Here is a 13,123-nt window from a genome sequence, read left to right as displayed (position 1 = left end):
CGCCGGGGCGGGACGGGGCACCTGCGGGACGGGACTGTCGGTCCCGGCCCGTATCCTCATTGACCATGCTCGAAGACCGCACGACCGCAGCGTCGCCCGCCCCCGCGTGGCCGGCCGCGTATCCGCAGGGGTACGCGGTCGTCGACGTGGAGACCACCGGCCTGGCCCGCGACGACCGCATCATCTCCGCGGCCGTCTACCGGCTGGACGCGCGCGGCGAGGTCGAGGACCACTGGTACACGCTGGTCGATCCGGAGCGGGACCCGGGCCCGGTGTGGATACACGGGCTGACGAGCGAGGTGCTCGCGGGGGCGCCCCTGTTCCGGGAGGTCGCCGACGAGTTCGCGGCCCGGCTCGACGGGCGGGTGCTCGTCGCGCACAACGCCGTCTTCGACTGGCAGATGATCGCCCGCGAGTACGCGCGCGCCGGCCGGGTCGCGCCGGTGCGTCAGCGGCTGTGCACCATCGCGCTCTCCAAGGAGCTGGGGCTGCCGCTGCCCAACCACAAGCTGGAGTCGCTCGCCGCGCACTTCGGCGTGGTCCAGCAGCGGGCGCACCACGCGCTGGACGACGCGCGGGTGCTGGCGGAGGCGTTCCGGCCGAGCCTGCGTGCCGCGGCGGCGGGCGGTGTGCGGCTGCCGCTGCACGAGTGCCGGCCGCTGACGGAGTGGGCGGACCGGCCGGCGCCGCCGAGCGGCCGGCCGGCAAGCTCCGGCGGCCACCGGCCGGGCGGCTGGCGCCCCGCCCGCAGGAGGCCCGCGTGCCCCTATCCCAACCCGGGCCGGTACGAAGAGGGCAAACCGCTCAAGCAGGGCATGCGGGTCGCCTTCTCGGGCGACACGTCGATCGAGCGGGACCTGCTGGAGGACCGGGCGACCGAGGCCGGTCTGCACGTCGCCACCAGCCTGTCCCGGCTGACCAGCCTGCTGGTCACCAACGACCCGGACTCGGGCACGTCGAAGGTCGTCAAGGCCCGGCAGTTCGGGACGCCGGTGGTGGACGAGGCGGCCTTCGGGCAGCTGCTGCGGGACGTGGAGCCGGCGGACGGCTGAGCCCCGCGCGGGCCGTACGGACGGGTGACAGCCGGGCGACTCGCCCGGTTCCCGCTCGCCCGCGCCGCGTGCGACGGCTCACCCTGTGGCCCATGGCGACATGCGAAGTCTGCGGCAACAACTACGGAATGACCTTCGAGGTCCACGCCCAGGGAGCGGTGCACGTCTTCGACTGCTTCTCCTGCGCGATCCACCGGATGGCCCCCATCTGCGAGCACTGCCGGGTGCAGATCATCGGCCAGGGCGTCGAGGCCGAGGGCCACTGGTACTGCGGCGCCCACTGCGCCCGCGCCGAGGGGAGGGCGGGCATCGTCGACAAGGTCTGAGCCGGAGGCGCCCGCCGTACGGGACCGTCGCCGGCTCCGCACCGCCGCGCCGGCGCGGGACCCGCTCCCCGCCGGCCCGGGGCCGCGGTCCTCGTCCGGACCCTCCGGCGGGGGCCGTGTTCCGGCAAGGTACCGTCGATGCGTGTACCGCTTCCTGTTGTCCCGCCAGTGGGTGATCCTCACGCTGGTCGCCGTGCTGCTCATCCCCACGATGATCCGGCTGGGCTTCTGGCAGATGCACCGCTACGAGGAGCGCACCGCCCGCAACGACCTGGTCGCGAGGGCGCTCGACGCCGAGCCGGTGCCCGTGGAGTCGCTGACCGCCCCCGGCAAGAAGATCACCTCGCGCGAGCGGTACCGCACGGTGACCGCGAAGGGCCGTTTTGACACGGACCGCGAGGTCGTCGTCCGGCGGCGCACGAACGCCCAGGACAAGATCGGCTACCACGTGCTGACCCCGTTCGTCCTCGACGACGGCAAGGTCCTGCTCGTCAACCGGGGCTGGATCCCCGCGGACGGCCCCAGCCAGACCGCGTTCCCCGAGGTCCCCGCACCGCCCCGGGGGGAGATCACCCTCACCGGGCGCATGATGCCCGACGAGACGACCGCCGCGAGCGGCATCAAGGACCTCGAGGGCCTGCCGGACCGGCAGATCATGCTCATCGACAGCGAGCAGGAGGCCGCGCGCCTGGACGCCCCGGTGCTCGGCGGCTACGTCGCCCTGGCCACCCCGAAGCCCCAGGGCGGCACCCCGGAGCTGATCGGCAGGCCCGGCGACGAGGACGCCGCGCTGAACTTCGCGTACGCGGTCCAGTGGTGGCTGTTCGCGGCGGCCGTACCGGTCGGCTGGTGGTTCCTGGTCCGCCGCGAGAAGCGGGACCGGGAGGCGTCCGAGGCCGCCGAGGGCACGGAGCCGGCGAAGACCGAGCCCGCGCCCGTGTAGGACGCGCGGCGGCGCACGGCCCCGATTGCCCCGTCGCGGACCGGGAAGACGGAAACCCGTGCACCCCCGTATCGAGGACTACGCGCTCATCGGCGACCAGCAGACCGCGGCCCTGGTCTCCGCGGACGGCTCCGTGGACTGGCTGTGTCTGCCCCGCTTCGACTCCGCCGCCTGCTTCGCCAGGCTGCTCGGCGACGAGGACAACGGCCACTGGCGCATCGCCCCCGTCGGTGCCGGACGCTGCACCCGGCGCGCCTACCGCCCCGACACCCTCGTCCTGGACACCGAGTGGGAGACGGACGACGGCGCCGTCCGGGTCACCGACTTCATGCCCCAGCGCGACCGCGCCCCCGACCTGGTGCGGATCGTGGAGGGCCTGCGCGGCGAGGTGACCGTGCACAGCGCGCTGCGGCTGCGCTTCGACTACGGCTCCGTCGTGCCGTGGGTGCGCCGGGCCGACGGCCACCGGGTGGCCGTCGCGGGCCCGGACTCGGCGTGGCTGCGCAGCGAACCGGAGGTGCGCAGCTGGGGGCGGGACTTCGGCACGCACGCGGAGTTCACGGTCGCCGAGGGCGAGAAGGTCGCGTTCGTCCTCACCTGGCACCCCTCGCACGAGCCGCGCCCGCCGCTGATCGACCCGTACGTGTCGCTGGAGCACAGCGTCGAGGACTGGCGGGCCTGGGCCGCGCACTGCAGCTACGACGGTCCGTACCGGGACGCCGTGGTCCGCTCCCTGATCACGCTGAAGGCGCTCACCTACAGCCCCACCGGCGGCATCGTGGCCGCCCCCACCACCTCGCTGCCCGAGGAACCGGGCGGCGTCCGCAACTGGGACTACCGCTTCTGCTGGCTGCGCGACTCCACGCTCACCCTGGGCGCCCTGCTGGCGGCCGGGTACCGGGAGGAGGCCGAGGCCTGGCGCGACTGGCTGCTGCGCGCGGTCGCGGGCAACCCGGCCGATCTGCAGATCATGTACGGCCTGGCGGGCGAGCGGCGGCTGCCCGAGTCCGAGCTGCCCTGGCTGTCCGGCTTCGCCGGCTCCACGCCGGTGCGCGTCGGCAACGACGCCGTCAACCAGCTCCAGCTGGACGTGTACGGCGAGGTCATGGACACCCTGTCGCTGGCCCGGCTGGCCGGCATGCACCCGCAGCCGCAGATGTGGGAGCTCCAGCGCGCGCTGATGAACTTCCTGGCCACGGCGTGGCGGCAGCCGGACGAGGGGCTGTGGGAGGTGCGCGGCGGGCGCCGCCAGTTCGTGCACTCGAAGGTGATGACCTGGGTGGCCGCCGACCGGGCGGTGCGCACCCTGGAGGACCACCCCGAGCTGGGCGGCGACCTGGACGGCTGGCGCGCGCTGCGCGAGGAGGTGCACCGGGAGGTGTGCGAGAAGGGCTACGACCCCGGACGCAACACCTTCACCCAGTCCTACGGCTCGGCCGAGCTGGACGCCGCGCTGCTCCTCGTCCCGCGGGTGGGTTTCCTGCCCGCGGACGATCCCCGCGTCGTCGGCACCGTCGACGCGATCGGCGCGGAACTGACCCGGGACGGCCTGGTGCGCCGCTACAGCACCGAGGGCCCGCCCGTGGACGGACTGCCGGGCGGCGAGGGCACGTTCCTGGTGTGCTCGTTCTGGTACGCGGACGCCCTGCACGCGACCGGCCGCACCAAGGAGGCCCGGCAGCTGTTCGAACGGCTGGTGGGGCTCGCCAACGACGTGGGGCTGCTGGCCGAGGAGTACGACCCGGTGTCCGGCCGCCAGCTCGGGAACTTCCCGCAGGCGTTCAGCCACATCGGCCTGGTGGGCACCGCCCTCGCCCTGTTCGGGGAGGAGGGGGCAGGATAGGGCCATGGATCTTGGACTGAAGGACCGGGTGTACGTCGTCACCGGGGCCACCCGGGGCCTCGGCAACGCCGCCGCGCGCGAACTGGCCGCCGACGGCGCGAAGGTGGTCGTCACGGGGCGGGACGAGAAGAGCGTCGCCGAAGCGGCGGCGGCGCTCGGCCCGGACGTCGTGGGCGTGGCCGCCGACAACGCCGACCCCGAGGCCGCCGCCCGGCTGGTCGCCACCGCGCGGGAGCGTTTCGGACGCCTCGACGGCGTCCTGATCAGCGTGGGCGGCCCGCCGCCCGGGTTCGTCGCCGACAACACCGACGAGCAGTGGCGGGCCGCTTTCGAGTCGGTGTTCCTGGGCGCGGTGCGGCTGGCCCGTACGGCGGCCGCCGCGCTGGAGGAGGGCGGGGTCGTCGGCTTCGTGCTGTCGGGTTCCGTGCACGAGCCGATCCCGGGCCTGACCATCTCCAACGGCCTGCGGCCGGGACTCGCGGGCTTCGCCAAGTCCCTCGCCGACGAGCTCGGCCCGCGCGGCATCCGCGTCGTCGGCCTGCTGCCGGGCCGCATCGACACCGACCGGGTGCGCGAGCTGGACGCCATGTCGGCCGACCCGGAGGCGACGAGGGCCGCGGCCGAGTCCCGCATCCCGCTGCGCCGTTACGGCGCGCCGGAGGAGTTCGGCCGTGCGGCGGCGTTCCTGCTGTCCCCCGCCGCGTCCTACCTGACGGGCGTGATGCTCCCGGTCGACGGCGGGGTACGGCACGGCTTCTGATCCTCGCGTGCCGCGGCCGGGGCGGGTCAGGTGACCCGTTCGGCGTGGTGTCTGACGCCCCGGAGCCGCACCTTTGCCGGGAGTGCGGGGAGGGACGCGGAGTCGCGGGCGTGCGCGAGGGCGTGGGCGGTGACGTCGGCCAGCGCGGTGCCCGGGTCGACGTGCGGGGCCAGCAGCAGCCGGAGGCGGGCCCGCGGGGCGTCGCGCCGCCCGGTGAGCCGGACCTCGACCCGTTCGACTCCGTCCACCTCCTCGGCCTCCTGGGCGATGACGCCCTCCAGGGCCCGGCCGCGCAGCACCGCGCCCTCGCCGTCGCCGGTGTCGACGAGCACCTCGGAGAGCCGGCGCCGGCGCACCACCGCCACCAGCCACCACAGGGCGGCCAGCAGCAGGAGGGCGAGCGCGGCGATGACGGCCGGCCACCACCAGCCGGCGTCCCGCCACCGGGTCCGCTCGGCCTCGCCGAGCAGGACGTCGTGCGGTCCCTGGTGCACCCACCAGGAGGGCGGCGACACGCCGAACCCCACCGCGAGGACGGCGCCGCCCACGGCGAGCAGGACCAGGCCCACCAGGGCGAGCAGCACTCGGTCGACGGTCCTGAGCACGCCGCTCACCTCTTCCGTCCGGGCCGGGCCACCCGGACCGACACGGCGGGCGGCCGGGCCAGCCCCAGCCCCCGCACCGTGTCGCCGAGCACCTCGTCCAGATCGGCCCGTACGTCGTCCACTTCCCTGAAGTGCGCGTACGCGCGCACCTTGGCCTTCCTGCGGCGCATCCTCACGCGCGCCGACTGCACGCCGGAGACCTCCACGGCCCGGTCGCGCAGCACCGCCGAGGCGGCGTTCCGGTGCAGTCCCGCGTGTACGTCCGGGTGGGTGCGCCGCATCGGCAGCACCTTGCGCAGTCCGGGCGTGAGGGCCAGCACCAGCAGCCAGAGCCCGAGGGCGGCGGCGACACCCGCGCCGATTCTCACCCAGATGTCGTCGAGGGGCCGGCCGGCGAGCTGCCGGGCCAGTTCCCGGCGCCATCCGAGGGCCGGGCGGCCGGCGCGGACGGCGACGACGTCGTACAGGAAGGCGCCCGCGGTGACCAGGAGCAGCAGGGCGACGACGCCCGCGGGGACGCGCCGCGCCGACCAGAAGCGGCCGCGCGGTCCGCGCCCGTCCTCTGCCGGGGGCTGCGGCCCGGTCACAGGGGTGTCCGGCTTCTCCATGACGGGCGGGCGCCGTGTGCTGCCCTCGGGGTCCCGGGGCTCGCTCATCGTGTCCTCCCCCCTTTCGCGCCGTGTTCCGCCGTCAGGTGCAGCCGCTCCACCTGGACGACGACCTCCGGCACCGCCATGCCCGCCAGTCCCCGTACCCGCTGGACGACCCGGTGGCGCACCTGGCCGCAGCGGGTTCCGATGTCGCAGGGATAGCCCAGTTCGACGTGCACGTGCACGCGGGCGGTGTCGTGGTGGACGACGACGGTGGCGTACGGGCGCCCGGCGTCCGGGTGGGGCACGCCGAGCGCCTCCCGGGCGGCCCGGGCGGCGATCTTGGCGACGACCCGGTCGGCGATCCGCGTGGCCCCGCGCTCGGCCGCGGGAACCGCCGGCAAAGCGGGCACGTCACGGACCTCGGCGGCCCCTTCGCTCACGCCGGTCACCGCCGCCGGTCGTCACGGGCGCGGAACAGGTCACCGAGGTCCATGTCCCCCTCGAGGAACCGGCCGACGACGAACCCGACGGCACCCAGGGCCGCCACCAGCAGGAAGGCCGCGAATCCACCGAAGTACCCGGCGAATCCCAGCGCCATCCCGGCGATCAGGCCGACCACCGCCATGCTCATGTGCGCTCCCCTCGGTCCGTGTCCGTCACCTGATCCGCGGCTCGTCCGGCTCCTCGTCCTCCTCGTCGGGCAGCTTCACGTCGCTCACCGCGATGTTGACCTCGACGACCTCGAGACCGGTCATCCGCTCCACCGCCGCCACCACGTTCTCCCGTACGTCCCGGGCGACGTCGCTGATCGACACGCCGTACTCGACGACGATCTCCAGATCGAGCGCGGTCTGCTTCTCACCGACCTCGGCCTTCACCCCGCGGGTCACCGACTTCGATCCGCCGGGCACCCGGTCCCGCACGGCGCCGAAGGTCCGCGACATGCCGCTGCCCATGGCGTGCACGCCCGCGACATCACGCGCCGCCATCCCGGTGATCTTCTCCACGACGCCGTCGGCGATGGTGGTCCTGCCGCGGGTGCCGGGGTCGCCGCCGCCGCGCCGGATCCCCTGCGCCCTTCCGGTGTCCGGCGTGTCCTTCTCCGTCAAGTCGCTCATGGCCGCACGTCCCTTCGGTCGTCGTTCTTCCCCCACCGTAAGCACGGTTGCGTCGGCGCGCGCCGGGGATGCGGCAGGCTGAAGGAATGACGACGCCTGATCGGTGGACGCGGACGGTACGGGAGCAACTGGGGCTCGGCAGACTGCTGCCGCTGGGCGGGCCCCGGGACGGTGCGTGGGTCGCGGAACGCGCGGCGCGGGAGGTGCTGCTGGCCGCCGCCCGGGGCGTGCCGGGCGTGCGCATGGAACGTCTGCGCATCGGACCGGCCGCCGTGGAACAGAGCCGGGAACCGGTGGTGCCGCCACCGCCGAGCGGGCTGCCGCCCGGCCCGCTGCGGGTGACGGCCGACTTCGCGGCGTCGGTGGCCGAGCCGCTGCCGGCCGCGGCCGGCCGTCTGCGCGCCGTGCTGGCCTCGGCGGCGGCGCACCGGATCGGCCTGGCGGTGACGGACATCGACCTCCGGGCGACGGAACTGCTCGACGCGGAACCGGAACCGGCTGCCGGCCCCGCACCGGAGCCGGTCCGCGGGCCCGCGGACCGGCCGGCGGCCCGGCGGGAACCGGATGACGTGGACGCCCCGGACGACACGGACGACACGGACGAGGGCAGGGCGGCGGGCGCCGCGCTGGCGGTCCCGGGGGTGCGGGAACTGACCGGCATGCTGGGCCGTCCGGTGCTCATCACGGAGCCGGACGCCGGGCAGGAGGCGGCGCTGCCGCGCCGTCATGTCCGGGTGGAGCTGGCGGTGGGTGCGGAGCGGCCGGCCGCGGAGGTGGCCCGGCGGGTGCGGGCCGCGGTGACCGAGGCGCTGCCCGACCGTCCCACCGTGGCCGTCCTGGTGACGGCGATCGGCTGAACAGCCGGGCGGGGCATCACCGGACAGGCCCTAACCGCGCCGGGCCGCGCCGGTCGGCGGCCCGGTGCGGAGACGCTCCGGTGAAGGCTCAGTCGCCGATACCGGCCAGGTCGCGCAGGCGGCGTGCCTGGGCGGCGCGCTCCGCGGCGCGCTGGGCCTCGTAGTCGCGGCCCTGCGCGCCCTGGAGCAGCGCCTTGGTCTCGACGACCGCGTCGCGCGGCGCGGCCAGGACGGCCGACGCCAGGTCGTGCACGGCGCCGTCGAGCTGGTCCGCGGGCACGGCGAGGTTGGCCAGCCCGGTGTTCACGGCCTCCTCGGCCGTGACGAAGCGCCCGGTCGCGCAGATCTCCAGCGCGCGGGCGTACCCGACGAGGCCCACCAGCGGGTGGGTGCCCGTCAGGTCCGGCACGAGGCCGAGGCTGGTCTCGCGCATGGCGAACTGCACGTCGTCCGCGACGACCCGCAGGTCGCAGGCGAGGGCCAGCTGGAAACCGGCCCCGATGGCGTGCCCCTGGACGGCGGCGATCGACAGGATGTCGCTGCGCCGCCACCAGGTGAACGCCTCCTGGTACTCGGCGATGGTCGCGTCCAGCTCGGCATCACCGCCCCGGGCCAGGTCGAGGAACGACGGTTCGCCGTCGAAGCCCTCGGGGGTGAACGCCTGCCGGTCGAGCCCGGCCGAGAACGACTTGCCCTCGGCCCGCAGCACGACGATCCGGACGGAGCCCGGCAGCAGCCGGCCGGCCTCGGTGAGCGCGCGCCACAGAGCGGGGCTCTGCGCGTTGCGCTTGGCCGGGTTGGTCAGCGTCACCGTGGCGATCGCGTCGTCGACGGTGAGCCGCACGCCGTCCCTGTCGAGTGCGGGACCGGGGTCGTGGGCGGGCGAAGCCATGGGGCGCCTCCGAGGGGTGCGGTCGTCGTCCCTGCCGTGCGCCAGCTGTCACGCCGTACCACGACAGAGCTGAGTGACTGCACAGTAACCACCCGGCCGGCCGGACGGCCGGCCGGGTGGCCACCATCGGAGCCGACGGGCCACCCGGGGAGAATCAGGCCGATGGGGCCTTCTTGCCCCGGGTCGCCCCGCCACGCCCTCGGAGCGTGACGCCCGACTCGCTGAGCATGCGGTGCACGAAGCCATACGAGCGGCCGGTCTCCTCGGCCAACGCCCGGATGCTCGCACCGGCGTCGTACTTCTTCTTCAGGTCTGCCGCGAGCTTGTCGCGCGCGGCGCCGGTCACCCGGCTGCCCTTCTTCAGAGTCTCGGCCACCCGTGCCTCCTCATGGGAAGTGCGCTCTGGACTCCTCATGATCACCCCTCATGGGCCTCATGGCCACCCATTCGGCAAGGTCGATGAGACGAGAAGGCGACGACAGCGGCGCTCCCCCACATGCGGAAGCCGTGATTCCAGAGGTTCGCGCGCCGTCCACCGAGCGATTTCCCCTGCGTCGTTCCAGGTCAGGAAGGCGACGCGGCCGGGGCCTCCATCGTGGAGGCCCCGGCCGGGAAATCGATGTAGGACACAGCTCATGATGAGGAGATCTCACACAGATGGCGGATCACTCGTCGGCCGAATGATCCATGCCCCGTGGATCACCCGTTCGGTCAAGCCAGGGCGACGAGGTCCGCGTAGTCGGCGCCCCACAGGTCCTCGACGCCGTCCGGCAGCAGGATGATCCGCTCCGGCTGGAGCGCCTCGACGGCGCCCTCGTCGTGGGTGACGAGGACGACCGCGCCCTTGTAGGTGCGCAGCGCGCCGAGGATCTCCTCGCGGCTGGCCGGGTCGAGGTTGTTCGTCGGCTCGTCGAGCAGCAGCACGTTCGCCGAGGAGACCACGAGGGTGGCGAGTGCCAGGCGGGTCTTCTCGCCGCCGGAGAGGACTCCGGCTGGCTTGTCGACGTCGTCGCCGGAGAAGAGGAACGAGCCGAGCACCTTGCGGACCTCGACGAGGTCCATGTCGGGTGCGGCGGAGCGCATGTTCTCCAGGACGGTGCGGTCGGGGTCGAGGGTCTCGTGCTCCTGCGCGTAGTAGCCGAGCTTGAGGCCGTGGCCCTCGATGACCTTGCCCGTGTCGGGCTTCTCGACGCCGCCGAGCAGGCGCAGCAGGGTGGTCTTGCCGGCGCCGTTGAGGCCGAGGATGACGACGCGGGAGCCCTTGTCGATGGCCAGGTCGACGTCGGTGAAGATCTCCAGCGAGCCGTACGACTTGGACAGGCCCTCGGCCATCAGCGGGGTCTTGCCGCAGGGCGCGGGCTCGGGGAAGCGGAGCTTGGCGACCTTGTCGGACCGGCGGACGGCCTCCAGGCCGGACAGCAGTTTGTCGGCGCGGCGGGCCATGTTCTGCGCGGCGACCGTCTTGGTGGCCTTGGCGCGCATCTTGTCGGCCTGCGAGTGCAGGGCGGCGGCCTTCTTCTCGGCGTTGGCGCGCTCGCGCTTGCGGCGCTTCTCGTCGGCCTCGCGCTGCTGCTGGTAGAGCTTCCAGCCCATGTTGTAGACGTCGATCTGGGAGCGGTTGGCGTCCAGGTAGAACACCTTGTTGACGACCGTCTCGACCAGGTCGACGTCGTGGGAGATCACGATGAAGCCGCCGCGGTAGGTCTTCAGGTAGTCCCGCAGCCAGGTGATGGAGTCGGCGTCGAGGTGGTTGGTGGGCTCGTCGAGGAGCAGGGTGTCCGCGTCCGAGAAGAGGATGCGGGCCAGCTCGACGCGGCGGCGCTGGCCGCCGGAGAGCGTGTGCAGGGGCTGGCCGAGCACGCGGTCGGGCAGGTTGAGCGCGGCGGCGATGGTGGCGGCCTCGGCCTCGGCGGCGTATCCGCCCTTGGTGAGGAACTCCGTCTCCTGGCGCTCGTACTGCCGCAGGGCCTTCTCGCGGGTGGCGCCCTGGCCGTTCGCGATGCGCTGCTCGTTCTCGCGCATCTTGCGGATCAGGGTGTCCAGGCCGCGGGCGGAGAGGATGCGGTCACGGGCGAGCACGTCGAGGTCGCCGGTGCGCGGGTCCTGCGGGAGGTAGCCGACCTCGCCGGAGCGGGTGACGGTGCCGCCGGCGGGGATGCCCTCGCCGGCGAGGACCTTGGTGAGGGTGGTCTTGCCGGCGCCGTTGCGGCCGACCAGGCCGATGCGGTCGCCCTTGGCGACGCGGAAGGTGGCGTTCTCGATGAGGACACGGGCACCGGCGCGCAGCTCGATGCCGGAAGCGGAGATCACGGACAGACTCCAGGGCGGGTGATTGACGGGATGGGCGGCTGAGGACGTTTCCCGCCGTCTAATGCGCGAGGAGAATGGCCATGGGGCCAGTCTAACGGGGGCGTGCAACCACTTTTCCCGGGCGCCGGTGTCCGCGGCCGTGGTCCGGGGCCGGCGTCCGGGGCCCGGGGTGGTTGTCGGGGGCCGGGGTCCGGTCAGTTGCCTCCCGTGTGGACCTGGAAGGCGGCCCGGCGTACGGCCTTGGCCAGGGCCGGGTCGGGGTGGGCGGCCGCCAGGGCGACCAGGACCTGCACGGTGCGCGGGTGCCCGACGGCGCGGACTTCGTCCAGGAGGGACGGGACGGTGGGCTGCACGGCGGACTCCAGGTGCCGGACCAGCAGCGGGGCCTCGCCGTGGTCGGCGATGGCGGCGGCCGTGTCGACCCACAGCCAGGTAGCTTCCCGGCGGGTGAGGACCTCGTGCGCGTCCTCGGGGTCGGCACCGTCGTGCTCGGCCAGCCACAGCAGGGCGTACGGACGCAGCGTGGGTTCGTCGAGGACGGCGCGTACGTCGGGCTCGGCGGGGGCGCCGACGACGCGCAGCGCCTCGAAGGCGAGGCCGCGCAGCAGGGCGTCCTCGCCGCGGGCGGCGGCGAGGAGCTCGGTGACGGCGCTGCCGACGGGGCGGGCGGCGAGCCAGGCGCGGTACTCGGCGCGGGCCGCGTTCGGGCGGAGCCGGGCGCAGCCGCGGAGCATGTCCTCGGCCGACTGCTCGATGTTGCCGGCGGGGCTCTGCGCGGCCACGCAGATCTGCTCCAGTTTGACCCAGACCGCCCAGCTGCCCAGCGGGGTGAGCGTGGCGTGGCCGTCGCCGCAGGTGAGGGCGCCGACGGAGGCCAGGGCGTGCAGCGCCCAGTCGAGGAGGGGGGCGAGCGGGGCGCCGCCGGTGGCGTCCGTGGCCGGCGGGGGCTGCGGGGTGTCGGGGGTGCCCGGTTCGAGCCGGGGGCCGTAGGGGACCTCGCAGCGCTCGGTGCGCAGTTCGGTGACGCGCTGCTCCAGCAGGTCCAGCAGCTGTTCCACGGGGACCGGGCCGGCGGACAGCTGGAGGAAGGAGAGGACCTGGGGCATCGCGGAGACGACCTCGGCGACGGCGGCGGGCTCCTGCCCGGCGGGCTCGGGGTGGGCGAGCGACCACGCGTCGAAGAGGGCCACCCAGCCGCGGAGCACGGCGCTGTCGTCGCGGTTCCAGGCGCGCAGGCGCCAGCCGGGGCGGGCGGTGCCGCCGTGGACCTCGACCAGTCCGGCGAGACGGGCGGTGTCCCAGTCGGCGCGGACCTTCTCCACGGTCAGGCCCAGTTCGCGGGCCGCGTGTCCGGCGGTCGCGTCGGAGAGGGTGGCCTTCGCGTCGGCGGTCGCGCTGCTGCGGCCGGGGCCGAGGGCGGAGTCGGCCCAGCGGGCGATGCGGGCGGCGTCGGCCAGGCGGGAGCGCGCCATCCGCGCCAGTTCCGACCGGGCCGGTGTGCCCTCCGGGGGGCGGGGTGCGGTGCGGCGCGGTCGCCGCTGGTTCATCGTTCTGGGGGCGGCGGCCAGGGGTCGCGGGCGGACGAGTCGGAGCCTGGAGTCGCGCGGAATACGGGACGTCACGGGTGCAGTCTTCCGGTTGACGGTCCGAAAACCCAAACGGAATGCCCCGGGCGGCGACGGGGAGGGGAGAAGAGCCCCCTCGGCACGCGGTCCGGGCGGGGAGAACGGCCGGTGACAAGGGGGGCGGCAAGGGGTGAGCGGAACCGGAGCGGCGCCGGGCGGGGCGGATGCGGCGGAGGCGACGGCGGGGCCGTACCAGGGG

15 protein-coding genes are annotated in these 13,123 nt (G+C 74.4%); 6 read left to right on the top strand and 9 right to left on the bottom strand.

The window, feature by feature from the left end:
• Positions 1-65: 65 nt before the first annotated feature.
• From ACFYOJ_RS26325 to ACFYOJ_RS26305, 5 genes are all read left to right on the top strand, one after another.
• The gene (locus ACFYOJ_RS26325) at positions 66-1,052 is read left to right on the top strand and encodes a DEDDh family exonuclease (RefSeq protein ID WP_356555147.1); all 987 of its coding nucleotides are present in this window, start codon (positions 66-68) and stop codon (positions 1,050-1,052) included.
• A gap of 92 nt (positions 1,053-1,144) precedes the next feature.
• On the top strand, positions 1,145-1,378 hold the full coding sequence (locus ACFYOJ_RS26320; protein WP_356555145.1) for a hypothetical protein: 234 nt from the start codon (positions 1,145-1,147) through the stop codon (positions 1,376-1,378).
• A gap of 142 nt (positions 1,379-1,520) precedes the next feature.
• A complete protein-coding gene (locus tag ACFYOJ_RS26315; RefSeq protein ID WP_356555143.1) occupies positions 1,521-2,321 on the top strand; it encodes an SURF1 family protein in 801 nt (266 codons plus the stop codon).
• A 58-nt stretch (positions 2,322-2,379) separates the two neighbouring features.
• Positions 2,380-4,164, top strand: coding sequence for a glycoside hydrolase family 15 protein (locus tag ACFYOJ_RS26310; RefSeq protein WP_356555141.1), 1,785 nt, complete (start codon positions 2,380-2,382; stop codon positions 4,162-4,164).
• 4 nt (positions 4,165-4,168) lie between these two features.
• The gene (locus ACFYOJ_RS26305) at positions 4,169-4,924 is read left to right on the top strand and encodes an SDR family oxidoreductase (RefSeq protein ID WP_356555139.1); all 756 of its coding nucleotides are present in this window, start codon (positions 4,169-4,171) and stop codon (positions 4,922-4,924) included.
• Positions 4,925-4,950: 26 nt separating this feature from the next.
• Here ACFYOJ_RS26305 and amaP read toward each other — a convergent pair whose 3' ends face one another.
• Genes amaP through ACFYOJ_RS26280 form a run of 5 tightly spaced genes read right to left on the bottom strand, consistent with a single transcriptional unit; the run spans position 4,951 to position 7,240 of the window.
• A complete protein-coding gene (amaP, locus tag ACFYOJ_RS26300; RefSeq protein ID WP_356555137.1) occupies positions 4,951-5,538 on the bottom strand; it encodes an alkaline shock response membrane anchor protein AmaP in 588 nt (195 codons plus the stop codon).
• Positions 5,535-6,185 (bottom strand): DUF6286 domain-containing protein, encoded by a 651-nt coding sequence (locus ACFYOJ_RS26295; protein ID WP_356555136.1) that lies wholly within the window; start codon positions 6,183-6,185, stop codon positions 5,535-5,537. The genes amaP and ACFYOJ_RS26295 overlap by 4 nt, the downstream gene beginning before the upstream one ends.
• Complete coding sequence (locus ACFYOJ_RS26290) at positions 6,182-6,571, bottom strand: hypothetical protein (protein ID WP_356555134.1); 390 nt, start codon at positions 6,569-6,571, stop codon at positions 6,182-6,184. The genes ACFYOJ_RS26295 and ACFYOJ_RS26290 overlap by 4 nt, the downstream gene beginning before the upstream one ends.
• A complete protein-coding gene (locus ACFYOJ_RS26285) occupies positions 6,568-6,753 on the bottom strand; it encodes a hypothetical protein (RefSeq protein WP_356555132.1) in 186 nt (61 codons plus the stop codon). The genes ACFYOJ_RS26290 and ACFYOJ_RS26285 overlap by 4 nt, the downstream gene beginning before the upstream one ends.
• Positions 6,754-6,778: 25 nt before the next feature.
• On the bottom strand, positions 6,779-7,240 hold the full coding sequence (locus tag ACFYOJ_RS26280; protein ID WP_356555130.1) for an Asp23/Gls24 family envelope stress response protein: 462 nt from the start codon (positions 7,238-7,240) through the stop codon (positions 6,779-6,781).
• 86 nt (positions 7,241-7,326) lie between these two features.
• Here ACFYOJ_RS26280 and ACFYOJ_RS26275 point away from each other — a divergent pair, with 86 nt between their 5' ends.
• The gene (locus ACFYOJ_RS26275; protein ID WP_356555128.1) at positions 7,327-8,097 is read left to right on the top strand and encodes a nucleopolyhedrovirus P10 family protein; all 771 of its coding nucleotides are present in this window, start codon (positions 7,327-7,329) and stop codon (positions 8,095-8,097) included.
• An 88-nt stretch (positions 8,098-8,185) separates the two neighbouring features.
• On the opposite strand, the gene ACFYOJ_RS26270 is transcribed toward ACFYOJ_RS26275, so the two are convergent.
• The 4 genes from ACFYOJ_RS26270 to ACFYOJ_RS26255 all read right to left on the bottom strand — a co-directional run bounded on the left by ACFYOJ_RS26270 (position 8,186) and on the right by ACFYOJ_RS26255 (position 12,921).
• Complete coding sequence (locus ACFYOJ_RS26270; RefSeq protein WP_356555126.1) at positions 8,186-8,989, bottom strand: enoyl-CoA hydratase/isomerase family protein; 804 nt, start codon at positions 8,987-8,989, stop codon at positions 8,186-8,188.
• Positions 8,990-9,143: 154 nt separating this feature from the next.
• Complete coding sequence (locus ACFYOJ_RS26265; RefSeq protein WP_029385158.1) at positions 9,144-9,365, bottom strand: helix-turn-helix domain-containing protein; 222 nt, start codon at positions 9,363-9,365, stop codon at positions 9,144-9,146.
• Positions 9,366-9,700: 335 nt separating this feature from the next.
• Positions 9,701-11,299 (bottom strand): ABC-F family ATP-binding cassette domain-containing protein, encoded by a 1,599-nt coding sequence (locus ACFYOJ_RS26260; RefSeq protein ID WP_356555124.1) that lies wholly within the window; start codon positions 11,297-11,299, stop codon positions 9,701-9,703.
• A gap of 194 nt (positions 11,300-11,493) precedes the next feature.
• Positions 11,494-12,921, bottom strand: coding sequence for a hypothetical protein (locus ACFYOJ_RS26255; RefSeq protein WP_356555122.1), 1,428 nt, complete (start codon positions 12,919-12,921; stop codon positions 11,494-11,496).
• Positions 12,922-13,123: the final 202 nt, after the last annotated feature.

Source organism: Streptomyces sp. NPDC006384, from assembly GCF_042870695.1.
Classification (GTDB): domain Bacteria; phylum Actinomycetota; class Actinomycetes; order Streptomycetales; family Streptomycetaceae; genus Streptomyces.
This window is presented reverse-complemented; position numbering and strand designations above follow the sequence as displayed.